Below are 23061 nucleotides of genomic sequence, written 5' to 3'. Positions count from 1 at the left end.
TTCCTTGAATTGATTACAGCCTGCTCATGATAGTCTAAATTAGATGATTTGGCTATTTTTAGATCATTCTCCAATGGTGATGTGGTGACAAAGCAATTGCCAAAAGGCCTTAGATTGTCCTAGACTAATTCATGATTAACATACACCTCTAATATTACTCAGTTATGGAGAGCCTTCATGCATTCATCGAATCACAATTATCATCATGACAAGCAAGAGCTTTACGGGTATGTTGCTTATGATGATAAAGTGCAAGGTAAAAGACCTGCTGTCATCGTAGTTCATGATTGGACAGGTAGAAATGAATTTGCCTGTCAAAAGGCGCAAATACTTGCTGAGATGGGCTATGTAGGTTTTGCTTTGGATATGTATGGTCAAGGTCGAATCGGATCTAACAATGAAGAAAAATCAACTTTGATGCAGCCACTGGTCAGTGATCGTGCATTTTTAAGAGCTAGAGTATTAGCGGCTTATGAGCATGTGAAACGGATGCCAAACGTTGACGGTGATCGAATAGCAATATTGGGTTTTTGCTTCGGGGGATTGTGCGCACTTGATTTGGCTAGAAGTGGGGTGAATATCCAAGGAGCGATTAGTTTTCATGGTGTGTTGAACAAGCCAGAAGGACTTAAAGCGGAACCTATTAAAGCAAAAATTCTGGTGCTTCATGGCTATGAAGATCCAATGGTGCAACCAGAGCAAGTTCGTCTCTTTTGTCAGGAGATGACGGAAGCCAAAGTGGATTGGCAAGTTCATATGTATGGAAACATTAAACACGCTTTTACCAACCCACTCGCTCATGATGAGCAATTAGGATTAATTTACAATGAGGTCGCTGCAAAACGCTCATGGCAAGCAACGGCAAACTTCCTGCAGGAAATTTTTACGGTTTAATAGAGCTGGGTTTAAAAAATCACGTTGACAGAGGTTACTCCTGCATGTTTACAAAGATATTAGTCGCAAATCGAGGTGAAATCGCTTTACGAATAGTAAGAGCATGTCGAGAGATGGGCATTGCGCCTGTTACCATACATAGTGAAGTGGATCGCTTTGCTTTGCATGTTAAGCGAGCCTCCCATTCCCATTGTTTGAGTAAAAAGCCTCTAGATGCTTATTTAAATTCCTCTAAAATTATCGAATGTGCCAAGGCTGCTGGCTGTGAAGCCATTCATCCTGGTTATGGATTTTTATCTGAAAATGCAGCGTTTGCTGCGGAATGCAAGAAAGCAGGGATTGTATTTATAGGCCCTTCGGCACCAATTATTGAGATGATGGGCTCTAAAATTGCAGCAAGACAAGCCATGGCAAATGCGAGGATTCCAACTATTCCGGGAAGCATAGGTAACTTAGAAAGCGTTGATGAAGCAGTACAATGTGCCGAACAATTAGGTTACCCCGTGATGCTCAAAGCCACTTTTGGTGGGGGTGGACGCGGGATTAGGCTTTGTCATCATGCAGAGCAAATAAGGCAACAATACGCTCGGGTTCAATCTGAGGCTGAAAAATCCTTTGGGGATGCTCATGTCTATATGGAAAAATACATTGAAAATCCCCGTCATATTGAGGTGCAAATCTTAGCCGACAATTATGGAGAGGTCATCCATCTTTTTGAGCGTGATTGTTCTATTCAGAGGCGGCACCAAAAATTAGTTGAAATAGCCCCTTCTCCATTGCTCAATGCAAATAAGCGCCAGCTTCTATTAGATTATGCGGTAAAAGCGGCTAGGGAAGTAGGATACACCAATGCGGGCACGGTCGAATTTATTTTGGATAAGGACGATAATGCTTATTTTATGGAGATGAACACTCGTTTACAAGTTGAGCACCCAGTTACTGAACAAATCACAGGTATCGATATTGTTCAAGAACAAATCCGAATTGCTGCAGGTGAGCCACTCAGTAGAACGCAAGAGGAAATCACTCAACGAGGTTTTGCCATAGAATTCCGCATCAATGCCGAAGATCCACAAAATGATTTTTTACCCAGTTTTGGTAGGGTTACTCGTTACTATGCTCCTGGAGGACCAGGAGTTCGCACAGACAGTGCTATCTATACTGGTTATCAGATTCCACCGGATTACGATTCCTTATGCGCCAAATTAACCGTTTGGGCTCTTGATTGGCCCTCTGTTTTACATAGAGCACGTAGAGCACTTGAGGAAATGCGTATGTTTGGGGTTAAAACTACCATTCCGTATTATCTAGAAATGATTAAATCAGAAGAATTTCAACAGGGATTGTTTACAACCAATTTCGTTGAAGAACATCCTGAGTGGTTAATGTACTCCAATAAATCACTGCCTCAGCATAAGGCTGCAGTTATTGCTGCGGCTATTTCAATGTACAAAGGACTTCAGTAAAACGCCAATCTCTTCGTTAAAAAATGGTTTGAATTCGGCCATTGAGTAAATCTAAACTCTCCCATTGCAAACGTTTTTTGCCTCGAATTTGAAGTGATTCGTAAGTCCTTGTTTAAATTAGTAACCTTCAACATGAGTCAGTATAATCTGCAGGCGTTCCTCAATGGATACCGGGGGTAATTCTATTAGATCGTAATTTAAATCTCTGTACACCGTAAAAATGTACTCACTAATCATCTTGGCTGTTGCATCATCTTCGTCGCGAATCCCATCTTTAACGACCGGAAGCTGATGGCAAAAAAACACCCTTTTATAGCGCAAGTGCTGGCAGGCTTTGACGACGTGATCATCATTAAAATGATGAAAGCGAAAGTAGGCAAGACTGTCTGGAGTGCCGCGATCAAAAAATATCAAATCGTCTATAGATAATTCGCGCTCGTGTTCCAACATCAAACTGAGTATGCGACGTTGCAGCTCAAGCATATTCTTTTTAACGTCTTCTACGGTGAGGTGATTTTTAGCCAGTTGCTCTTTAAGATAGGCTCTAGCAATCTCCGAGGATGTTTCGTAGCCCATCTCTGCTAAGCGGTTGATTAAGGTTGTTTTTCCTGAAGAGGGGCCTCCAGTGATGACATGCCAGTTGGTTTGAATCATAGTAAATAATTGTCTATTAAGCGGATTTCACCGATATACACAGCTGCAAAACGGCGCCCATCGTGTTCCTCAATATAATCTACTGAAATACCTTTAGACTCAAGTTCTTTTGCAATTTGCTCGCAAGACTTGGTTTGTTGGTGAAATAATTGGGCAAAATCCTCAGCAAGAGATTTTTGCTGAGGATCTAAACGATTATTGCGTGAACTAAAGGCTAAGCCACTTGGTTCTCTAATTGTAGGGCAACATTTGATGTCCATATTCATGAACAACGCTTTCGCCATGCCTTGAATTAATAGGAACTGCTGATAGTCTTTTTCACCAAAATAGGCAGTAGTAGGCCTGGTTAGATTTAAAAGTTTCATGACAATGGTTAGAACTCCATTAAAATGGCCAGGGCGGTGCTTCCCTTCCATGAGCTGACACAGCTTATGTTCTTGCACTTGATAATTGTATCCATCGGCATAAATCTCTTCTTGGTTGGGTAGGATGCAAAAATCGACGCCATGCTTTTGCATGATTTCCAGATCAGCATCTAACGTTCTAGGATAGTGCGTGAAATCATTGGGGTTGTTAAACTGAGTAGGGTTCACAAACAAGCTGGATACTGTATAAGCGTTTTCCTTTTGGCTTGCGACAAAGAGTGAGGCATGTCCTAAGTGTAAATTTCCCATTGTTGGTGCAAATCCTAAGGTAGACTCAGACGATAAGGTTTTACGAAAAAGAATCCACTCTTTTAAATGATGAAATACTTGCATGAAATGAACTCCTAAAAAGCATGTTCTTGGCTTGGAAAACTAACCTGCTGCACCTGTTGTGCATAGGAATTAATCGCATCAAGGAACACCTCTTTTCCATGGGCGTATTTTTTGACAAATTTAGGGTTGAATGAGCTTTGTAAACCTAGCATGTCATGCCAAACAAGCACTTGACCGTCTGTATCGGGACCAGCTCCAATGCCTATTGTAGGAATTCCAATAGAGTTAGTAATGGTTTTGGCTAAGGCTTGTGGTACGCATTCAATAACCACTGCAAAACATCCTGCTTGCTCTAACTCCATCGCTTGCTTTATGAGAGCATCCGCTTGGGCTTGGCTTTTTCCTTGAACTTTATAACCACCCAATTGATGAAGTGACTGTGGAGTTAAGCCAATATGCCCCATTACAGGAACTCCTGCATTAACTAAGTGGGCTATTGTTTGCAGAGTGTCTTCGTCTCCGCCTTCAATTTTTACTGCATGAGCACCAGCCTGTAGTAACGCTTTTACATTATCAATGGTTTGGCTTTGTGAGCTTTTGTGGGCTAAAAATGGAAGGTCGCTTATTAAAAACTGACCTTGTAAACCACGGGCAACAGCCTGAGTGTGTAGAACCATCATTTCCATGGTGGCCGTAATGGTAGTGGGATGTCCATGCACAGCCATAGCAACTGAATCGCCTACTAGAACACAATCGATGTTGGATTCTGCCACAATGCATGCAGAAGGGTAATCGTAGCATGTTAGAAGCGTAATTTTCTTTTGATTCTGCTTTTTTTGTTTGAAATCATGAACTTTCATAGGATTCTCCAGTTTTGTGGAGAATAGAGATATTCTTGTAAAAATTGGCTCATTACGGGTACCTGTCTCATGGATCAAGTCCTCCAAAAGTAGTGTTAGCTGGTCACCGCCGTCTATGGGTCAGTGCGTGTTCTTTTATCATAGCTTAAGTGAGAGATCAAATCTATTGGTGAGTCTGTTTATCCGATCCCTTACGGTTGTAGCTCAGATATATCGTGAAAGCCGATAGTTCCGTATCCGCTTGCTGACGCGCGCGGCTCGGTTCACTCCCTGCGGTGACTAGGATTTGATTCAGACAGCAAAGAAGAAACCGAGCCGCGCGCGTCAGCAAGCGGACCGATGAAGGCCAGATAGATGAACCTAATAACACCTCTTAAGGCAACGCCATTAGGCGAAGCACCTGACCTTTGGTATAAATGCCCCATTTTAAAAAATGAGTCGATTCCTCAGGGTCCGTCCCTTTGTTCATTTATTAGCTCAAAGCCTGAATAATACCCTGCACAATATAGTAGACAAGCAACAGCACAAACAAAACAAGCGATAGAATCGGCAAGAAAACAGTGAAAACTCGGATGAGAATTGCACCTAACTTACTTTTACATTGATTAGCAGATCCCCAAAACGCTTTGAGAAGCCAAACGTAAAAGGCTATGCCATACAAAAGAAAAGGTAAAACCATGACATTATTTAGGGATAGAGGGTTGCCCATGAAAATTAAAATTGTCAATAGAATATAAAATCCTATATAAGCTGCTCCGCCTTCAATGAGATAGACATCTGCTTCACCAAATAAGACTTCACCAAAGCGTAGCTCTCCCTTCCATCCCTTTTTATAATAGCTGAACATGGCAATTCTCTTTATTGGGTTAACCTTATTTAATTATAAATCCATAGGTGGGAATAGCCAGGGAATGCTGCTGCGTGACATCATTCGCTCCCTTACAGTTGCGGCTCGGTTAGAATCGGATAAACCGAGCCGCGACTGCAAGGGAGTGGATAAGTTTACTTACGAAAGTCAGTTCAACAACAAATTAATCTTCTGGGCTTTCTCGAAATTACACGCTAGGTTATTATTAAAACATTTTTTGTTCCTAGGAAATGTATGCCATTTATTGATAAATTAAATACCCCAGGAGAACATGCTTTGATGCTTGAAGGCCAAGTTGGTGCATTAGAAGCAATATTAACAGTGCCCTTAAACCTCCATCATTCTTACATTGCTTTTCTTGGCCACCCACATTCACTGCAAGGTGGAACGATGAATAACAAAGTCGTGACTACCTTGGCGAGAACTTTTAAGGAATTAGGCATTCCTTCATTGCGCTTTAATTTCAGAGGAGTGGGGCAATCTCAGGGACACTATGATCAAGGGATTGGTGAAAGCGAAGACATGTTGGTTTTAGTTAGACAGTGGATAGCGGAGCAGCCGCATGCTAAATTGTTGTTTGCCGGATTTTCTTTTGGTTCTTATGTGGCTTACCGGACCGCGGCCCAGCTACAGCATGAGTTATTGATTTCTATTGCGCCTCCAGTGCATCATTATGACTACAAGGAATTTGATCAAGCACCTAATCCTTGGATTATTGTTCAAGGCACAGCAGATGATGTAGTGCCTTTTGATTTAGTTGATGAATTTGCCAGAGAGTCGACACCAGTGATTCCCTTAATTGAATTTCCTGATACAGGGCATTTTTTTCATGGTAATCTACTGTTATTAAAAGAAAAATTAACGAGCGCCATTCAAAGCATGGTGTCAAAACCATGAATTTATTAATGGTGTATGAAGAGGCTGTCAAGCGAGGGGATATCGATAAAAACCCTGCCCAAGTGCTTATTATTGAACACATGCAAAGGGTTGCTGCTGATTTAGAAAATTCCCAAAAGTCTTGGATTCCATGGAGAAGAAGTGCCTCAGTAAAAGGTCTTTATTTGTATGGGCCTGTAGGTGTTGGCAAGACCTATCTAGTGGATTTGTTTTATGAGAATGTCAGTGAGCCAAAGAAAGGGAGGTTTCACTTTCACCATTTTATGCAGCAGATAGATGCACAATTACGTAAATTTCAAGGACAAAAAGACCCTTTAAGACAGATAGCAAAAGAAATATCAAACTCCATTCGATTATTGTGTTTTGATGAGTTTTTAGTGCATGACGTAGCTTATGCTATGATTTTAGCTGAGCTGCTGCAAGCTCTGCATCTTCATGGAGTCACTCTAGTCATTTCCTCGAATACCCATCCAGATGATTTGTATAAAAATGGTGTGCACCGCAAGCGATTTTTACCGGCTATAAAACTCATTAAAAAGGAATGTGAAGTATTAAATCTGCATTTAAATAAAGATTATCGCTTAGGACGTGAGCCTTTACTTGAGACCTATTTATACCCATTAAATGAAAGTACTCAGGCCACCTTGGATAGACAATATAAGCATCTCGCTAAAGGTGACGAGTTTAACGGGGCCATTACTGTTCAAAATAGGGAAATTCCCTATCTTCGCTGTCATTCAAACGTCATTTGGTTTGATTTTAATTTGATTTGTAATTCGCCTAGGAGTCAGTTGGACTATCTTGAAATTGCAGAGCGTTTTGATGCAGTATTCGTAAGTGGGATTCCTAAATTGACAGAAAACCACACCGTACAGGCCATTATGTTTATTCATTTCATAGATGTTATGTACGATCGAGGAATCAAGGTGGTACTTTCTGCTGAGGTTTCAGTTCAGGAGCTATACCTCAAAGGAGAAATGAAGGAAACGTTTAAGCGTACGCTGAGTCGTTTGCTTGAAATGCAGTCAGTTGATTACCTGGCTCGTCATCCTAAACGTTCGGTTAAAGCCATAGTGAGCTAATTTCAGGACTTGCATCACTCCTCGATGTCTTCGTTTGCCTTGTCTTGGACTGTGGCGCAAGTCCTGATTTGTGCTTGGCTACAAATCTTGTTAAAATAATGGGCATGATAAAAGCTGCAATCTACATCCTTATTGCTTTTTCGCTGGCCTTTAATGGTATTGTTATGACTATTGGCCATCAAAACGAACAATTCAACAAAGCCTACACATCAACTCAAAGCAGCAATACCTGCCAGCAAAAAAACCAAGCATCCTCTTCATTTCAATGCAAACACAATCAAGCCTACGCCATTGATTCTGTCGACTTAGTGAAATGTTTCTCTTTGATGACCAAGCTCGCATTTTTACTCTATTTTTTAAGCCTCAGCTTAGGCATTAACACTCGAATTTATAAACCTCCTCGAAACCTCCAATGTTCAAATTGATTGACCAAATTAATCAGTAGAAACGTAAGCACTGTATGTCATAGCGCTTAACTTTTACTGTGTTTTATCTTGATTGGAGAACACAATGAATCATTTATTCAAAGCGATGGTATTCATCGTCATCGTAACCTTTGGATCCATGTCTTCTTGGGCAGGACCAACTCAACCAAGCACTACGGAAAAAAACTATTTTCAGTTCGCGATCCCTAACTATGAAACGAAGCGCCAAGGCGGTCAGATGGTCAATATCTATGTGCGTTTTGCGTATAAAAAAAACCTACCCACCTCGGAGTATTTTGATTATCGCACCATGCGCGAAGATGTCTTAAAATACATGGAGCCTTCTAATGATTATCCTTCGGAGGTGTTTTGGGAAATTCTAGCGACTGCAATGGGTCGTGAACTGATGGGCAAATATCCTTTGGATGGGATAAGTATTCAATTGGATGTGATAAATAATCCTGATCCGAATGCTTTTGAGCCAGGGGACCATGGACCTATTTACACGGTAGGGGACATTCTGCCATTGGATATTCATCATTAGTAAAGCTACTAGGCTAGGGGACTGACCCCACTGGGGTCCGTCCCTGAGGAATCGACACCTATGATAGTGCCCCAACTAATCTCTTCTTTGATGGTCAGCAAGCGGACCGATGAAGGCCAGATAGATGAAGCTAAGGCAGCGCCATTCGGCGAAGCACCTGACCTTTGGTATAAATGCCCCTTTTTAAAAAATGTGTCGATCCCTCAGAGGCCGTCCCCCTCTTGACTAAAATAAATTATTAAATGAGAATGATTCTCGATTACAATTGTGTTAGAATCATTTCATATTTAGTCTATTTAGCTTTTTATTATGCATATCAGTGAACTAAAACCTGGAGACAAAGTAAGACTGGTCGATTTTGGGGCAACCAACAGCCAATATCGGCGTCGATTATTGTCTCTGGGAATAACCCGAGGGGTCGAGTTTTCTGTTGTTAGGCTCGCACCTTTGGGTTGCCCGTTACAAATTGAAGTCAGGGGCACTTCGCTCACTTTGCGTAAAGATGAAGCGAGTCAATTGTTCTTGGAGCGTATATGACCCACGTGTTGTTGGTTGGCAATCCCAATTGTGGAAAAACCACTGTTTTTAATGCATTAACAGGTGCAAGCCAACGGGTGGGCAATTGGCCTGGAGTGACCGTTGAGAAGAAAACGGGTGAGTTTAAAAACAATGACTGCTTATTTGAAATCACTGATTTGCCTGGAATTTATTCCCTAGTAGCTAATGCAGAAGGGCTAAGCCTGGATGAGGAAATAGCGGCGCAATCCGTTGTTCAACTTGAATTTGATTGCCTATTGAATGTCATCGATGCTTGTCATCTTGAGAGGCATTTGTACCTAACGACTCAACTTTTGGAGCTAGGAAAGCCCATCGTTGTTGCATTAAACATGATGGATTTAGCTCAACAGCAGGGTATTTCGATTGATATCAAGGCATTGGAGCGTGCTTTAGGCTGTCGGGTCATTCCTATACAGGCGCATAAAAGCCTAGGTATTCCTCAGCTTATAGACAGTTTAGCCCAGGAACTAAAACCTGCAAAGCCTCTTAGCCTTCCCTTGCCTGAAAATGTCCAAGAGTACTTAATTCAGTTGCAACAACGTTTAATTGAAGAAGGCTATTCTAGTGCGGCTGCATTCTATTATTCATTTAGACTGGCCGAAGGGGATTCTCTTCCTGGGTATGAAGACTTGAATATAGGCGTACAGTCTGACTCTGCTTTGGATGTGGTTTTGGCTGATGCACGGTATCAAGCAATTCATGAGATAGTGTCTTTCGTGCAAAAAAAACAAAGTGATGCGAGTGAACATTTTACTGCAAAGCTGGATAAGATCATTTTAAATCGCTGGCTGTCCTTACCCATCTTTTTTGCCATGATGTATTTGATGTTTTTATTTGCAATCAATATCGGCGGGGCGTTCCAGGATTTTTTTGACATCAGCACAGAAACCATCTTTGTTTCTGGGACTGCCTGGCTTTTACAGCAAATCCATGCACCAAATTGGCTTATCGCTTTGTTAGCCAACGGAGTTGGAAAAGGAATCAATACGACCGTCACTTTTATTCCTGTTATTGCGTCCATGTTTTTCTTTTTATCCCTGTTAGAAACCTCAGGGTACATGGCGAGAGCTGCTTTTGTGGTGGATAAAATCATGCGAGCTTTAGGTTTGCCTGGAAAATCCTTTGTGCCCATGATTGTTGGGTTCGGATGTAACGTTCCAGCGATTATGGCAGCACGAACATTGGACTCTGAAAGAGATCGCTTATTGACCGTCATGATGAGCCCATTCATGTCCTGCAGTGCTCGCCTAGCTATATATGCGGTGTTTGTAGCGGCATTTTTCCCTACTGGCGGACATAATGTGGTCTTTTCACTGTATTTAATCGGCATATTGATGGCTGTTCTTACAGGATACATCTTACAAAGAACGTCTCTTAAAGGGCATGCCTCACCTTTGATTATTGAGTTGCCTGCTTATCACAGGCCTTCTTTTAAGCGTTTAGTGAAAGAAACGTCGATGCGCCTTAAATTTTTTGTGTTTCGTGCTGGTAAACTGATCATTCCTATATGTGTAATTCTTGGTGGTCTAAATGCCATTACGTTTCAAGGCGGGATAAGCTCTGGTGAGGCAAGTACTGAATCCCTGCTGTCCATGTTTGGCCAATGGATTACACCCTTTTTTGCACCAATGGGTATTCGTCAAGACAACTGGCCTGCTACAGTCGGTTTATTAACAGGAATGTTGGCTAAAGAAGTGGTGGTGGGTACTTTAAACACCTTGTACGCACAAATTGGACAGTTCGGAGACGTCGCGACTGCGCATTTTAGCCTATGGGGTGGCCTGCAATCCGCTTTGTATTCGATTCCAAACAATTTATCAGAGTTAGGCAATGCATTATGGAACCCTGTAGCTGCAAGTGCAGCGGATAATGAAGTATCTCAATCCGTTTATGGGGTGATGGCACAGCGCTTTGATGGTGCTGTTGGCGCTTATGCCTATTTGCTGTTTGTATTACTTTATATCCCTTGTGTATCAACCATGGCTGTGATTCGACAGGAGGCAAGTAAGTATTTTATGTGGACTTCAGTCATATGGTCTTTCGTGGTTGCCTATGCGGCAGCTGTATTGTTTTATCAAATGGCTAAATTTTTTGAACACCCACAACAAAGTGTTCTTTGGGTGAGTCTCATGTTATTTAGCCTATTTTTAGTCCTATTTATTTTTCGGTTTAATACGCCCAGTTTGGAGAGACAAGGTGCTTCTGCAAATACGTGATTATATACGCCAACAAGGCATTGTAAGTACTCAACAGTTAGCCAGAGAGTTTCGTTTGGATATTGCTGCACTGAAACCGATGCTGCAATTATGGGTTAAAAAAGGGGTTATTCAAAAATGCCAGGAAAAAGCAGGATGTAACAGTGCTTGCTTTAAATGTCGTGTTCCGCCTGAGTATTATCAATTCTCTAGCTAATAGCATTTTCTCGGCCTTATTTTATGAGAAATATAGGCTGATACGCTGACGGCAGGTAATAAAAAAATAAAGAGTATTTTTTCCACCACTTTTAAGAAGAATTTGTTCACGCCTGAAGAGCGGGCGTAAAGGAGATCAAATTTTTTAAAGAAAGGCCAGTTACAGATTTGAAAGCCCGAGTTTTCTTTATACCCTAGATAAAATAAACCAGTAAACGATCCATAAAGTTGGTCCAGTTTATTTGGATAAAACACATAAGTTGCGGCAGCAGACGCATCGATATATTCCGTATAATGCCAACATTTTTTGGGCATAAATAGCATGTCGCCTTTTTCTAAAACGACCTCATATCCTTGTGCCTTTTTAAGGTTGGGGAATTGTTTATAAATTTCTTCGATGGGTTTACTAAAATCAATCAATGAATCCCCAACAAATGGAGTCTTATACAAGAAATCATTTTGCTTTTTGGTAAAGAGTAATAGTCTTTTTTTTCCTGATAGGCATAAATGAAGAATAGAGGGATATTCTCTATCGTAATGCATTCCTGTATTCGAACCTTTTCCCCCAAGAAAAAAGAGGGTTTTTACCATCTTGTTGCAAAATCGTGGTCGAAAAGGAATGTCTTGCCACAGAGGCACCTGTTTTTCCACTTCTTCACACATCCAACGGGGATAATATTGGCCAAAAATTCTGTAGGGTTTATTGTTTTTGATGTCTTTCAGTACGGAAGTAATATCCCCCGTTTTGTGTTCAACAAATTGGCTGTTATCAAACACGCTATAAGTGGTGAGTCCTCGTGATTGCTCTATAAAAAAATCGATGGAAAATTTATCAGTAAAATTCACCATTTTGAGTAATATCGGTTCTTTCGATTTATAGAGCAAGCGCTTTATCTTCTTTTCGTTACCAAATTCATAAATCACTTCGGGAACTTTATTTATTATCATGATCAAACCTTTTGAATAAGATAATAAAAATAGAGTTTTTTACCCCAAAATTTTGATTTACGAGCAGCTCTTGCAATTTCTTTGAGTTCTGGTTTTTTAAATCGTATTTTCCACCAAGGAAGGAAAATTAATCCCATGCCTCCAGCTAGATGGGAGACATTACTGAAAAAGTCATGGCTTTGTTCACCATAGAGTCTCACCGCTGCTTGATAAAACCATTCTTCTTTGTTAATTAAACGATCATAAATAGCCGCTTGAACCATTTTACTGATATTTTGTTTTTCCACTAGTTTTAGATTCGGGTGTTTTTTTAGATATTGTTCTAAAAATTTGGACTGTGATTTGTTAGGAATATCAATATCTGTGTAACAAAAGTACCCCCCTGGAGCTAATACCCTTTCAATTTCAGAAAAAAAATAGTCAATTCTAGGGTAGTTATGAGAACTTTCAACGTTGGTAATAATATCGATGCTATTGTTTTCTAAAGGTATACTCTCAGCATCTGCTTGTATGTAATTGATTTTGTTTTCTAGGTAGAAGTTTTTGTTTGCCCGAGTTGCTAATACACTTGTTAGATCGAGCCCTACCGCGAAATCAGTTGCTAATAACTCAGAGATTACTTTCAGCCCAATTCCGTTACCAGAGCCGACATCAAGAAGTCGTTTATTATAAAATTGCTTTTTTAATAACGGTCTGATTAAATAATAAATTAATGATAATGAATACAAATCTTGGACGTCACTGATTGTTGTGAAGTTATAATTCAATCCCATTAATTCTTTCTGAATTTTCTTATCGGATATTCCCCAATTCATATAACACTTTTCATGAACCATTCCTGCCCAGAAAGTGTAACTCTCTTGGATTATTTTTTTATCCAATAACGCCTCAGAAGGATCTTGGCAGTCATGCTGAATTACAAATGCGATTTTATTCCCAGCATCGGTAATATTAGACATGTTAATCCTGATTTGAATGAATTAGTTTTCACTGGTACTCAAAGTATAGTTGAGTCTCTAGTAAAATACTAAGTCAGAAAAGGAGAGTCTATTTTATTTAGGAGTCTCACTCGATTTTTTGAACGAGGTAATAAAAATAGTATTTTTTACCCCAAAATTTTTCTTTTCGGGCGGCTTTTGCTATGTAGCTCAGTTCTGGTCTTCTGAAACGTATTTTCCACCAAGGAAGAAAAGCCAGGCCTTTCGCATTTGCAAGGTACATTATGTCATAGAAGAGAGTTGGACTTTGATCAAAGCGCTTAAGAGAATCCTCATAAAACCTGTCTTCATTGACTATGAGGCGGTCATAAATTGAGGCTTGGACCATTTTTGAGATGTTTTGTTTTTGTATTATTTTTAAATTAGGTCGATTTTTTAGAAAAAGCTCCAATGCTTTAGATTGTGATTTAACTGGAATGTCCACGTCAGCGTAACAAAAATAGCCACCTGGAACTAAAACACGCTCAACCTCGGAAAAAAAATGTTCGATGATTGGGTAATTGTGCGAGCTTTCAAGGTTTGTGATGATATCAATGCTATTGTTTTTTAATGGTAAGTGTTCAGCATCCGATTGGATGTAGTTGACTTGATTATCTAAATGGAAATTTTTATTGGAGTGCTCTACTAATTGATTTGTTAAATCGATACCTAAAGCATAATTAGAAGCCAATAGTTGCGAAATGACTTTCAGACCGATTCCATTACCAGATCCAATGTCTACAATTCGTTTATTATAGAGTTGTTTGTTTAACAATGGTCGGATTAAATAGTAGATTAAGGATAATGAATAAAAGTTTTGCACCCCATCTGTTGTAGGAAAATCACAATCTAGGTTCTGAAGCTCATTAAGAATTTTTTTATCGCATAATCCCCAATTTAAATACGATTTATCGTTAACAATTCCAGCCCAAAACGTATAGCATTCTTGAATTATCCTTTTATCCAGAGTGGCCTCTGAGCTATTTTGGCAATTGTGTTTCACCACAAATGCAATTTTATTCCCTGCCCCGATAATGTTATTCATTTAATTTTCTGTATAAGATAATAAAAATAATATTTTTTACCCCAGAATTTTTCTCTTCGAGCGGCTTTTGCAATGTAATGTAACTCAGGTCTTTTAAAACGTATCCACCACCAGGGAAGAAAAATAAGACCTACTGCATAGGCCAGGTGCAACATATCAATTCCCAAATTTGGACTGTTTGCGCCAAACAGTTGTAGTGATGAGTTATAAAAGTTATCTTCTCTGGCAATGATTCTCTCATAGATGGAGGATTGGACCATTCTAGTGATGTTCGTTTTCTGAATGACTTTCATGTTGGGGTTTGATTTAAGAAAAGCTTCAAATCGTTTTGCTTGAGATTTCACTGGAACGTCATGGTCAGCATAACAAAAATAGCCCCCGGGTGCTAAAACACGTTCAACCTCTGCAAAGAACAACTGAATTCTTGGGTAAAGATGAGAGCTTTCAAGATTAGTGATTATGTCTACGCTATTATCCTCTATCGGGAGTCGCTCAGCATCTGATTGGATATAATTAACCTTGTTTTCCTCATGAAAGGATTTCATTGCGTTGTTGACATGCTGGTTTACTAAATCAATGCCTAAGGCATGACTTGTTTTCAGTAACTGAGAGCTTGCTTTCAGACCAATCCCATTTCCACAGCCAATCTCTAGAAGTCTTTTATTAAAAAACGCCTTCTTTATGAGTGGTCTTATCATGAAATAGAGGTGTAATTGGGAATAAATATCCTGTGTTTTAGAAATAGTTGAAAAATTAAAAGGCAATGCAGTGTATTCATTATAAATTTTACGATTCCACAACCCTAAATTCATAAAGCGTACGTTATTAAATATCTTTCCCCAAAAGGTGTAGGTATCTTGAATTTGCTCTTTCATCAGATTGGCTTCAGAATTTTCATAACATTGATGCGTAATTACAAAGCCGATTTGTTCAGCAGTTCGTCTGAATGATTTAGGTTCCATTTCCATGTTGGGGGAGTTTTCTTATGACCTTATTTAGAGTATAGGTCAATAATTCCTTTCTAAGGCAAATCTTGCTAAATCAACTAAAGCAGTTTTATAGATGGAATCGGGGACTACTTCTAAATGAGTCAACGCTGAATCAACCTCTTGTGCAGCAACACGTTTAGTGAATGGTATTGCTTCTGTTTGTTCAATAGCGATTAATATGTCTGGTAGGTAGCGTAAACTTCCTTCTTTTAAGCTTTCTTTGATCAGCTCTTGTTGAGAAGGAGTTCCGTTTTGTAAGGCATGAATCAATGGTAAAGTGGCTTTACCATCAGCAAGATCATCGCCAATATTTTTTCCAAGTGTAAACGTATCGGAGCAATAATCTAAGGCATCATCGATGAGTTGAAAAGCATTACCCAAATGCATCCCATAATTATAAAGACCATTCTGAACTTCGATTGGCGCACTTGTAAGGATAGGTCCAATACATGCCGCAGCAGCAAACAATAACGCGGTTTTAGCCCTGATGACATCAAGATAATCATCTAGGTTAAGGGCTGGATTGTGTCTGTTTGCTAATTGCTTAACTTCTCCACAAGTAATTTGGTGAGAGGTGTTGGCTAACAAATTCAGAATTTCAGTAATACCAACTTCCACCATTAATTGAACGGATTGGGTGAATAGGTAATCTCCGACTAGCACACTGGCTTTGCTACCCCAAATGCTGTTTGCCGTCTGTCTACCGCGGCGGAGTGTGGATTCATCAATCACATCATCGTGCAAGAGCGTGGCTGTATGAAAAAACTCAACCATGGCTGCAAGAGAAATGTGGTCTCTGCCTTTGTAGTCACAAGCATTGCTTGCTAACAGGACAACCAGAGGGCGTAAGCGCTTCCCACCACTTTCAACAATGTGTTGGGATAAGTCATGAATTAACCCTACTTGCGATTGAATTTTATCAACAATTAAATGATTAACCGCGTCAAAGTCATCTTGAACAAGCTCTCTTAAACGGTCAATAGTCATTCAATTACCCTCTATAATTTAATGCAAGAATGCTAAGGGGGACAGGTTAAATTGTCAATAGAATCCCCTACGGACTTACGAAATACCCCAATTTCTTTGTTAGACATCGCGTTAAATGGGGACGGACCCCAGTGGGGTCCGTCCCCACTCTTCTGGTCCCCATTCTTCTGTTCTCACATCACATCCGAGCAGTGACCCTCAGGAAACGGATTGCAAATTAGGCTATCCTATGAACTGGGCTAGACGTTAAAACGGAAATGCATCACGTCACCATCCAATACAATGTACTCCTTGCCTTCCAATCGTAGTTTTCCTGCTTCTTTGGAGCCTTGTTCACCACCAAATTGAATAAAGTCCTTATAAGCAATAACCTCGGCTCGAATAAATCCTTTTTCAAAATCGGTGTGAATTACTCCTGCTGCTTGAGGTGCTGTGGCCCCTTTATGCACAGTCCATGCTCTTACCTCTTTGACTCCGGCAGTAAAATAAGTTTGTAAGCCTAATAAATCATATCCTGCTCGGATGACTTTATTTAATCCTGGTTCTTCGAGCCCTAAACCATCCATGAACTCGAGTCGATCTTCATCATCCAACTCAACAAGCTCTGCTTCGGTAGCAGCGCATAATGCAACTATACGAGCATTTTCCTGTTCAGCAAGTTTCTTAACTTTTTCCAATAAGGGATTGTTTTCATAACCGTCGTCATTCACATTGGCAATGTATAACACTGGTTTAGCAGTCAGTAGAAATAATCGCTTGCTGATTTGGATTTCGTCTGTGCCGAGTTCCAACGTTCGAACTGGAAAGCCCTGATCAAGGTGGGCTTTAATTTTTTCTAGAGTTTTAAGCTCAAAAATGGCTTCTTTATTTCCACTTCGGCTATTTTTTCCTGCCTTCAAGATGGCCTTCTCGAGGGTATCCATGTCGGCTAGTGCAAGCTCAGTATTAATAACCTCAATGTCGCTGATTGGATCAACGCGGCCTTCCACATGAATAACGTCTGTATTTTCAAAACATCTAACCACATGAGCTATGGCGTCTGTTTCGCGTATATTTGCTAAAAATTGATTGCCTAATCCTTCGCCACTGGATGCGCCTTTAACCAGTCCGGCAATATCCACAAATTGCATGGTTGCATGAAGAACTTGTTGTGGTTTAACGATATTAGCCAAGGCATCCAAACGAGGATCGGGTACTGTGACAATTCCTACATTAGGTTCAATCGTACAAAAGGGGTAATTCGCAGCTTCAATTCCTGCCTTAGTAAGCGCATTAAAAAGAGTTGATTTACCTACATTGGGTAAGCCTACGATTCCACATTTAAATCCCATGAATAATACCTCTTATCAATTCGATTAAGCGTTTAACTGATTCATTGCACGAGCAATATCACCCTCTATGGCAGTCGGTAGTACAGCTACACCTCTATCAACAGCATCATAAATATGTTGACGGTCGCTCATTGAAGGTTTACTTAAAACATACTGATGCACCAAATCTCTATGCCCAGGATGACCAATTCCTATTCTTACTCGATGAAAATCACCACTTCCTAGTTGGGCGATGATGTCTCTGAGTCCATTATGTCCGCCATGGCCACCGCCGGTCTTTAATTTAACTCGACCTGCTGGTAAATCCAATTCATCATGAACAACTATAATTTCTTCGGGCAACATTTTATAAAATTGACTGATTGCTCTTACTGGTTGTCCGCTATGGTTCATGAATGTTAAGGGTAATGCCAATAAACAAGAGTGATTATTCACTTTCAATTCAGCCAATTCCGCTTGCATTTTTTTATCGAGTTTAAAATGGGCATTATGTCTTTGAGCTAAGCTATGTACTAACCAACCGCCAGCGTTGTGTCGTGTCTGCTCATAGGCTGTGCCTGGATTGCGGAGTCCAATAATGAGTTTTATGGCCATAAGCTGTAGGTCTTTTAGTCGTTTTCATGCAAATACATCGATTAGAGTTTTGTATTTGCATGAAATAAGGTCTAGATGGCTGCTTACTCAGCGCCTTTATCTTCTTCTGTTTCACCAGTTGTTGGAACAGCTGATGGCGCAACAACAGGCTCTTCTAGATCAGCAGAGCTTGTTTTTGGTGTATGAATACTAACAACGGGTGAGTCATGACTGCCGTCAGCCAAATCAACGGTTAGCTTCACACCTTTAGGAAGTTTAATGTTGGATAAATGAACTACGTCATCTAATCCTACAGTAGACATATCCACTTCAATGTACTCAGGAAGATCTTTTGCTTGGCAACGAACTTCAACTTGAGTCATGGTGTGTTGGATCATACCGCCAGCTTTAATTCCTGGTGATGCTTCTTCATTGACAAAGTGAATGGGAACCATTTTAACAAGCACGTCTTTTCCAGATACTCGTTGTAAATCCATGTGCATTACAATAGGCTTGTAGGGGTGTCGTTGTAATGATTTTAAAATCACATGTTCAACTTTACCGTCTACGGTGATATCAAACACACTTGAATAAATGCTTTCTGTCTCAAGTGCTTTGATCACTTTATTGTGTAAAAAGTGAATGGATTTTGGCTTTTTATCCCCGCCATAAATAACAGCAGGCACTTTATTTTCAAGACGTCTTAGGCGGCGGCTCGCACCTTTCCCCATATCCGTTCTTGTTTCAGCTTCTAAAATAATCTCTGACATGTTCAGTCACTCCAAATTATAGGTTGTCCCTATTTAATCCGCGACCAGACTAAATACCTGAGCAGTCTTATTCAACAAGGAATAAGTCAGGAAGGGATGTAAAGTATACAATATTTTAAAATGAACTTGAAGTAATAGTCAGAATTTCATAGAATATGGCACTTTGTTGGAATTGTGATAGCCAATCAGGCGAATTGGAGAATAAAAAATATGTACGCGGTAATTAAGACTGGCGGTAAGCAATATACCGTAAAAGAAGGTGATGTTCTAAAAATTGAAATGCTGCCTGAAGACGTTGGCAACGAAATCAAATTTTCCGAAGTGCTCATGCTTGTTGATGGTGATAAAGTAGTTTGTGGTACTCCATTAATTGCTAAAGCTACTGTGAAAGCAGAAGTGCTTGATCATGGCCGTCATAAAAAAGTTAAAATTATCAAATTTAGACGTCGTAAGCACCACATGAAAAGAATGGGGCACAGACAGTATTATTCACAAGTTAAAATTACTGCGATAAGCAAGTAAGAGGGGATAGCAATGGCTCATAAAAAAGCAGGCGGTAGTACTCGTAACGGCCGTGACTCGAATCCTAAGTTTCTAGGTGTTAAACGTTTTGGCGGTCAATTTGTAAATGCTGGTGAAGTTCTTGTAAGACAACGTGGTACACGTTTTCATCCAGGACCAGGAGTAGGTTGTGGTAGAGACCATACTTTATACGCTTTGGTTGAAGGCTTGGTTAAATTTACTGTTAAAGGTGAGAAAAACCGTAAGTACGTCACAATTGTTCCAGAAGAACAAAAAGAAGCAGCTAACTAAGTTTAGTTAACAATTCTACAATGTTGTTCGACTAGTCTTGATTATATTCTTTTTGATACCCCGGCAACGGGGTTTTTTTTTAGCATAAAGGTTGTTTATGAAATTCGTTGATGAAGCAATTATAAAAGTAGATGCCGGCAAAGGAGGCAATGGTTGCTTAAGTTTCAGACGGGAAAAATTCATCCCGCGTGGTGGTCCAGATGGCGGAGACGGCGGAGATGGAGGAAGTATTTATTTTGAAGCGAATAATGATTTAAACACCCTAATCGATTTCCGCTACATGCGTCATTATAAGGCGGAAAATGGACAGCCAGGAATGGGTGGTAATTGTACTGGGAAAAAAGGAGACGACTTAACCATTAGTGTTCCTGTGGGTACTTTAGTCTATGATGTAGATACTGGGGAGCTTTTAGCGGACATTAACCAACCAGGTGTGCCAGTACTTATTGCTCAAGGTGGTTTTCATGGCTTGGGAAATACTCGATATAAGAGCAGTGTGAATAGAGCTCCTCGACAAACAACTCAGGGTAGCCTAGGCGAGTCCAGACATTTGCGATTGGAGTTACGTGTTTTAGCTGATGTTGGCTTGTTAGGATTGCCAAACGCTGGTAAATCAACCTTAATCCGAGCTGTTTCGAGCTCCAAAGCCAAAGTGGCAGATTATCCTTTCACCACCTTGCATCCAGGACTTGGAGTCGTCAGCGTATCAAGCCACAAGAGCTTTGTAATGGCAGACATACCTGGATTGATTGAGGGAGCCTCTCAGGGGGCAGGATTAGGTCATCGTTTTTTAAAACATCTATCACGAACCTGTATTCTATTGCATGTGATCGATATTGCTCCTTTGGATGGAAGTGATCCGGTGGTTGATGCCAAAGCAATTATAAACGAATTGGCTCAATTCAATCCGGAGCTTTTAAACAAACCAAGATTCTTAGTTTTGAACAAGATAGACATGATTCCAGATGAGGCTCAAAGGCATGAAACCATTCAAAACATAGTGAATGGATTAAATTGGAAAGATAAGGTTTACACGATTTCCGCAATCAAAGCCGAGGGAACTCAGCAATTATGTTACGACTTGATGCAATTGATTGATGAGATGAAAGAGACGGAAGCTTAACCATTCCGCAGCATAATAAACAACCAAGGGACTACGATAAGGAATTTGTTGGATTTCTCTGCCTTTTTGAGTTTGACTACTGTAGTGAATCGCTATCTGACTTGTACCTTCTGAAGGCTGATTTAACCAATACTCTTCAAGACCTGTGATATGAAAAAAGAGTTTGGTTCTATTGAGGCCATGAAAATTGATGAGTGGATAAGTATCCGGAGTGATAAGCAGGGTTTGCAATAATCCGCCAGTGGTTTCATCAACGATTGTGATGGGGTCATTGATTTGTTGGATGAGCTCTTTTAATTGTTCAGAGGCTTTTTTCTCAACTGACGAGATGATGTGTGGTGCCAAAATTGGGTCAATGATCGATTTGACTTTGTCGATTAACTCCGTTTTGCATCGAACTTTAAATTCGATATAGGGTACTTCTAGACGATATCCTGTTTTACAATCCAAACCTTGAAGGGCTTTTTCAAGCGTTTCACCGATTTCACTTTCTGCTAAACCAAAAATTCGCCATTTAATGATTTGTTTATCGCTGTGCTGTGTGTTTAAAAGGAGTGGTAACGCATAATTATTGAACATCGGTAAGCATTCACGTGGGGGACCAGGCAGTAAAATAAGAGTCTTTCCTTTCCACTCATAGCTGCAACCTAAAGCAGTTCCATTTGGATTGGGAAATAAATGAGCATGGGCTGGAAACAAACATTGTTGTAAATTTCCTTCATTGAGCTCCATTTTTCCCTTGAGCACCCTTGCTTGCACATGTTCTAGCGCTATTTGATGCTGAATAAGAGGCTCTCTTACAAATTGACTAAGAGCAAAACGAGTAATATCATCTTTTGTTGGGCCTAGGCCACCAATGACAATTAAAATATCATGTTGTTGAGATAAGAAATTTAAGCTTTCTATAATTTCGTTCTCTTTATCACTGCAAGCAACGTGCAAACCTAAAGGCAATCCTTCTGAGCATAGCGCTTGAGCAATATGATAGGCGTTCGTATTGAGCGTATCACCGTGAACAATTTCGTCTCCTGTGGCTAAGATAGCTATGGTCATTTTTCAACATCCTAAGAATTATCTTTTAAAGAATTCTATAATATAAAATAGAAAATACGTAGGTATTGACGAATTATTTCCAATTTTGCGTAAGTCCTGCTGGTTTTAACGAAGGGGAAGGGATTTTTCGTAAGTTCTGAGGGTGTACAAAAGGGTTATTCTTCATTATGCTCAGTGATTTGTATTCTTGTGTTAAGGAGAAAGTATGGAATTTAAAAGCCGCTATGTTGCCCACACTCCAAATGCTCAGGGTTACGTTCAATATTCTCCGGAAGAACACAAAATATGGACTATTTTATACGAAAGACAGCAGAAGCTATTGCCAGGAAGGGCCTGCGATGAATTTATGAGCGGCTTGGAGATTTTGGGGTTAAATAGTCATGAAATTCCTCAGCTTCCTGAGGTTAATTCACGTTTAAAAGCGAAAACAGGTTGGCAAGTTGCACCAGTTGCGGCATTAATTTCTGCCCGAGAATTCTTTGAACTATTAGCAACACGTTTTTTCCCTGCAGCAACATTTATTCGTTGTGAAGAGGAAATAGACTATATTCAAGAGCCTGATATTTTTCATGAGCTATTTGGCCATTGTCCCATGTTAACCAATCCAGTTTATGCCGATTTTGTTCATGACTATGCTTGCAAAGTACTTTCCTTACCCGAGAAAGACTGGGCTTTATTGCAGCGAATGTTTTGGTTTACTGTGGAATTTGGTTTAATAAAAACGAAAACGGGGTTGCGCGCTTATGGAGGGGGAATTTTATCGTCTATCAGTGAGACCGTTTACTGTGTTGAAAGTGAAATTCCGCTAAGAGTTATGTTTGAACCAGTAGCGGCATTTCGCATGCCTTATCGTATTGATCAATTGCAGCCGGTTTATTTTGTAATTGATAGCTACCAGGACTTGTATGATTTTATTGGTAGTGACGTCACTCAATACATGCAAAGAGCTCATGAATTAGGAGAGTTTCCACCCTATTTTAAAGTGGATAAAAACAATCCAAGCATTCACATTAGGGCATGTTAAGTTGATTTTTGACAAAGTGCTAACGGTCAGCGGCTAGTGAGCAGAGGTTGTATGTATTGTAATGGGGATAG

The 23061-nt window shown here is 40.1% G+C and carries 26 protein-coding genes; 13 read left to right on the top strand and 13 right to left on the bottom strand.

Annotated elements, in window-relative coordinates:
• Positions 1–177: 177 nt before the first annotated feature.
• Both Lwal_RS06660 and Lwal_RS06655 read left to right on the top strand, forming a co-directional pair.
• Positions 178–894 (top strand): dienelactone hydrolase family protein, encoded by a 717-nt coding sequence (locus tag Lwal_RS06660; protein WP_058480048.1) that lies wholly within the window; start codon positions 178–180, stop codon positions 892–894.
• 44 nt (positions 895–938) lie between these two features.
• Positions 939–2360 (top strand): acetyl-CoA carboxylase biotin carboxylase subunit, encoded by a 1422-nt coding sequence (locus Lwal_RS06655; protein ID WP_058480211.1) that lies wholly within the window; start codon positions 939–941, stop codon positions 2358–2360.
• A gap of 117 nt (positions 2361–2477) precedes the next feature.
• Here the strand turns inward: Lwal_RS06655 and Lwal_RS06650 are convergent, their stop codons facing one another.
• The 4 genes from Lwal_RS06650 to Lwal_RS06635 all read right to left on the bottom strand — a co-directional run bounded on the left by Lwal_RS06650 (position 2478) and on the right by Lwal_RS06635 (position 5419).
• Positions 2478–3014: an AAA family ATPase gene (locus Lwal_RS06650; protein ID WP_058480047.1), complete on the bottom strand. Its 537-nt coding sequence runs from the start codon at positions 3012–3014 to the stop codon at positions 2478–2480.
• Complete coding sequence (gene panC / locus Lwal_RS06645) at positions 3011–3772, bottom strand: pantoate--beta-alanine ligase (protein WP_058480046.1); 762 nt, start codon at positions 3770–3772, stop codon at positions 3011–3013. The genes Lwal_RS06650 and panC overlap by 4 nt, the downstream gene beginning before the upstream one ends.
• Positions 3773–3783: 11 nt before the next feature.
• Positions 3784–4572 carry a 3-methyl-2-oxobutanoate hydroxymethyltransferase gene (gene panB / locus Lwal_RS06640; RefSeq protein WP_058480045.1) on the bottom strand — a complete coding sequence of 263 codons (789 nt, stop codon included), beginning with the start codon at positions 4570–4572 and terminating at the stop codon, positions 3784–3786.
• A gap of 472 nt (positions 4573–5044) precedes the next feature.
• Positions 5045–5419, bottom strand: a complete 375-nt coding sequence (locus Lwal_RS06635) for a hypothetical protein (RefSeq protein ID WP_058480044.1) — start codon at positions 5417–5419, stop codon at positions 5045–5047.
• 255 nt (positions 5420–5674) lie between these two features.
• Between Lwal_RS06635 and Lwal_RS06630 the strand changes: the two genes are divergently transcribed.
• The 7 genes from Lwal_RS06630 to Lwal_RS06600 all read left to right on the top strand — a co-directional run bounded on the left by Lwal_RS06630 (position 5675) and on the right by Lwal_RS06600 (position 11358).
• Positions 5675–6337 carry an alpha/beta hydrolase gene (locus tag Lwal_RS06630; protein ID WP_058480043.1) on the top strand — a complete coding sequence of 221 codons (663 nt, stop codon included), beginning with the start codon at positions 5675–5677 and terminating at the stop codon, positions 6335–6337.
• Complete coding sequence (zapE, locus tag Lwal_RS06625; protein ID WP_058480042.1) at positions 6334–7419, top strand: cell division protein ZapE; 1086 nt, start codon at positions 6334–6336, stop codon at positions 7417–7419. The genes Lwal_RS06630 and zapE overlap by 4 nt, the downstream gene beginning before the upstream one ends.
• A 74-nt stretch (positions 7420–7493) precedes the next feature.
• Positions 7494–7844, top strand: coding sequence for a hypothetical protein (locus Lwal_RS06620; protein ID WP_133141231.1), 351 nt, complete (start codon positions 7494–7496; stop codon positions 7842–7844).
• Positions 7845–7929: 85 nt separating this feature from the next.
• Complete coding sequence (locus tag Lwal_RS06615) at positions 7930–8388, top strand: hypothetical protein (RefSeq protein WP_058480040.1); 459 nt, start codon at positions 7930–7932, stop codon at positions 8386–8388.
• 309 nt (positions 8389–8697) lie between these two features.
• Positions 8698–8925: a FeoA family protein gene (locus Lwal_RS06610; protein ID WP_083500052.1), complete on the top strand. Its 228-nt coding sequence runs from the start codon at positions 8698–8700 to the stop codon at positions 8923–8925.
• Positions 8922–11162: a Fe(2+) transporter permease subunit FeoB gene (gene feoB / locus Lwal_RS06605; protein ID WP_058480038.1), complete on the top strand. Its 2241-nt coding sequence runs from the start codon at positions 8922–8924 to the stop codon at positions 11160–11162. Before Lwal_RS06610 ends, feoB begins: the two co-directional genes overlap by 4 nt.
• Complete coding sequence (locus Lwal_RS06600; protein WP_058480037.1) at positions 11143–11358, top strand: FeoC-like transcriptional regulator; 216 nt, start codon at positions 11143–11145, stop codon at positions 11356–11358. The genes feoB and Lwal_RS06600 overlap by 20 nt, the downstream gene beginning before the upstream one ends.
• Here Lwal_RS06600 and Lwal_RS06595 read toward each other — a convergent pair.
• The 8 genes from Lwal_RS06595 to Lwal_RS06560 form a co-directional block, all read right to left on the bottom strand.
• Entirely contained in the window at positions 11355–12305 is a 951-nt protein-coding gene (locus Lwal_RS06595; RefSeq protein ID WP_058480036.1) for a cupin-like domain-containing protein, read from the bottom strand. The genes Lwal_RS06600 and Lwal_RS06595 overlap by 4 nt on opposite strands.
• 2 nt (positions 12306–12307) lie before the next feature.
• Positions 12308–13264: a class I SAM-dependent methyltransferase gene (locus Lwal_RS06590; RefSeq protein ID WP_058480035.1), complete on the bottom strand. Its 957-nt coding sequence runs from the start codon at positions 13262–13264 to the stop codon at positions 12308–12310.
• A 106-nt stretch (positions 13265–13370) separates the two neighbouring features.
• Positions 13371–14327, bottom strand: coding sequence for a class I SAM-dependent methyltransferase (locus Lwal_RS06585; RefSeq protein ID WP_058480034.1), 957 nt, complete (start codon positions 14325–14327; stop codon positions 13371–13373).
• Positions 14324–15289: a class I SAM-dependent methyltransferase gene (locus Lwal_RS06580; protein ID WP_231950978.1), complete on the bottom strand. Its 966-nt coding sequence runs from the start codon at positions 15287–15289 to the stop codon at positions 14324–14326. Before Lwal_RS06580 ends, Lwal_RS06585 begins: the two co-directional genes overlap by 4 nt.
• Before the next feature lie 45 nt (positions 15290–15334).
• Complete coding sequence (locus Lwal_RS06575; protein WP_058480032.1) at positions 15335–16303, bottom strand: polyprenyl synthetase family protein; 969 nt, start codon at positions 16301–16303, stop codon at positions 15335–15337.
• A gap of 239 nt (positions 16304–16542) precedes the next feature.
• Complete coding sequence (gene ychF / locus Lwal_RS06570; protein ID WP_058480031.1) at positions 16543–17634, bottom strand: redox-regulated ATPase YchF; 1092 nt, start codon at positions 17632–17634, stop codon at positions 16543–16545.
• A 24-nt stretch (positions 17635–17658) separates the two neighbouring features.
• Positions 17659–18228 (bottom strand): aminoacyl-tRNA hydrolase, encoded by a 570-nt coding sequence (pth, locus tag Lwal_RS06565; protein ID WP_058480030.1) that lies wholly within the window; start codon positions 18226–18228, stop codon positions 17659–17661.
• An 83-nt stretch (positions 18229–18311) separates the two neighbouring features.
• Complete coding sequence (locus Lwal_RS06560; protein WP_058480029.1) at positions 18312–18977, bottom strand: 50S ribosomal protein L25/general stress protein Ctc; 666 nt, start codon at positions 18975–18977, stop codon at positions 18312–18314.
• 210 nt (positions 18978–19187) lie between these two features.
• Between Lwal_RS06560 and rplU the strand changes: the two genes are divergently transcribed.
• The 3 genes from rplU (at position 19188) to cgtA (ending at position 20913) form a co-directional block, all read left to right on the top strand.
• Entirely contained in the window at positions 19188–19499 is a 312-nt protein-coding gene (rplU, locus tag Lwal_RS06555) for a 50S ribosomal protein L21 (protein ID WP_058480028.1), read from the top strand.
• Between the two features lie 12 nt (positions 19500–19511).
• Positions 19512–19790, top strand: a complete 279-nt coding sequence (gene rpmA, locus Lwal_RS06550; protein WP_058480027.1) for a 50S ribosomal protein L27 — start codon at positions 19512–19514, stop codon at positions 19788–19790.
• A gap of 97 nt (positions 19791–19887) precedes the next feature.
• A complete protein-coding gene (cgtA, locus tag Lwal_RS06545; RefSeq protein ID WP_058480026.1) occupies positions 19888–20913 on the top strand; it encodes an Obg family GTPase CgtA in 1026 nt (341 codons plus the stop codon).
• On the opposite strand, the gene Lwal_RS06540 is transcribed toward cgtA, so the two are convergent.
• The gene (locus tag Lwal_RS06540; protein ID WP_058480025.1) at positions 20860–21966 is read right to left on the bottom strand and encodes a competence/damage-inducible protein A; all 1107 of its coding nucleotides are present in this window, start codon (positions 21964–21966) and stop codon (positions 20860–20862) included. The genes cgtA and Lwal_RS06540 overlap by 54 nt on opposite strands.
• Before the next feature lie 205 nt (positions 21967–22171).
• Between Lwal_RS06540 and phhA the strand changes: the two genes are divergently transcribed.
• A complete protein-coding gene (phhA, locus tag Lwal_RS06535; protein WP_058480024.1) occupies positions 22172–22990 on the top strand; it encodes a phenylalanine 4-monooxygenase in 819 nt (272 codons plus the stop codon).
• Positions 22991–23061 lie beyond the last annotated feature (71 nt).

Source organism: Legionella waltersii (assembly GCF_001468085.1).
GTDB classification, from domain to species: domain Bacteria; phylum Pseudomonadota; class Gammaproteobacteria; order Legionellales; family Legionellaceae; genus Legionella; species Legionella waltersii.
Note: the sequence above shows the minus strand (reverse complement) of the source record. Positions and strands in the feature narration are given on the sequence as shown.

Bases quoted from the DNA above. Each gene is read 5' to 3' on its own strand.
- Lwal_RS06660 (WP_058480048.1), top strand. From the start codon at position 178: ATGCATTCATCGAATCACAATTATCATCATGACAAGCAAGAGCTTTAC.
- Lwal_RS06655 (WP_058480211.1), top strand. From the start codon at position 939: ATGTTTACAAAGATATTAGTCGCAAATCGAGGTGAAATCGCTTTACGA.
- Lwal_RS06650 (WP_058480047.1), bottom strand. From the start codon at position 3,014: ATGATTCAAACCAACTGGCATGTCATCACTGGAGGCCCCTCTTCAGGA.
- panC (WP_058480046.1), bottom strand. From the start codon at position 3,772: ATGCAAGTATTTCATCATTTAAAAGAGTGGATTCTTTTTCGTAAAACC.
- panB (WP_058480045.1), bottom strand. From the start codon at position 4,572: ATGAAAGTTCATGATTTCAAACAAAAAAAGCAGAATCAAAAGAAAATT.
- Lwal_RS06635 (WP_058480044.1), bottom strand. From the start codon at position 5,419: ATGTTCAGCTATTATAAAAAGGGATGGAAGGGAGAGCTACGCTTTGGT.
- Lwal_RS06630 (WP_058480043.1), top strand. From the start codon at position 5,675: ATGCCATTTATTGATAAATTAAATACCCCAGGAGAACATGCTTTGATG.
- zapE (WP_058480042.1), top strand. From the start codon at position 6,334: ATGAATTTATTAATGGTGTATGAAGAGGCTGTCAAGCGAGGGGATATC.
- Lwal_RS06615 (WP_058480040.1), top strand. From the start codon at position 7,930: ATGAATCATTTATTCAAAGCGATGGTATTCATCGTCATCGTAACCTTT.
- Lwal_RS06610 (WP_083500052.1), top strand. From the start codon at position 8,698: ATGCATATCAGTGAACTAAAACCTGGAGACAAAGTAAGACTGGTCGAT.
- feoB (WP_058480038.1), top strand. From the start codon at position 8,922: ATGACCCACGTGTTGTTGGTTGGCAATCCCAATTGTGGAAAAACCACT.
- Lwal_RS06595 (WP_058480036.1), bottom strand. From the start codon at position 12,305: ATGATAATAAATAAAGTTCCCGAAGTGATTTATGAATTTGGTAACGAA.
- Lwal_RS06590 (WP_058480035.1), bottom strand. From the start codon at position 13,264: ATGTCTAATATTACCGATGCTGGGAATAAAATCGCATTTGTAATTCAG.
- Lwal_RS06585 (WP_058480034.1), bottom strand. From the start codon at position 14,327: ATGAATAACATTATCGGGGCAGGGAATAAAATTGCATTTGTGGTGAAA.
- Lwal_RS06580 (WP_231950978.1), bottom strand. From the start codon at position 15,289: ATGGAACCTAAATCATTCAGACGAACTGCTGAACAAATCGGCTTTGTA.
- Lwal_RS06575 (WP_058480032.1), bottom strand. From the start codon at position 16,303: ATGACTATTGACCGTTTAAGAGAGCTTGTTCAAGATGACTTTGACGCG.
- ychF (WP_058480031.1), bottom strand. From the start codon at position 17,634: ATGGGATTTAAATGTGGAATCGTAGGCTTACCCAATGTAGGTAAATCA.
- pth (WP_058480030.1), bottom strand. From the start codon at position 18,228: ATGGCCATAAAACTCATTATTGGACTCCGCAATCCAGGCACAGCCTAT.
- Lwal_RS06560 (WP_058480029.1), bottom strand. From the start codon at position 18,977: ATGTCAGAGATTATTTTAGAAGCTGAAACAAGAACGGATATGGGGAAA.
- rplU (WP_058480028.1), top strand. From the start codon at position 19,188: ATGTACGCGGTAATTAAGACTGGCGGTAAGCAATATACCGTAAAAGAA.
- rpmA (WP_058480027.1), top strand. From the start codon at position 19,512: ATGGCTCATAAAAAAGCAGGCGGTAGTACTCGTAACGGCCGTGACTCG.
- cgtA (WP_058480026.1), top strand. From the start codon at position 19,888: ATGAAATTCGTTGATGAAGCAATTATAAAAGTAGATGCCGGCAAAGGA.
- Lwal_RS06540 (WP_058480025.1), bottom strand. From the start codon at position 21,966: ATGACCATAGCTATCTTAGCCACAGGAGACGAAATTGTTCACGGTGAT.
- phhA (WP_058480024.1), top strand. From the start codon at position 22,172: ATGGAATTTAAAAGCCGCTATGTTGCCCACACTCCAAATGCTCAGGGT.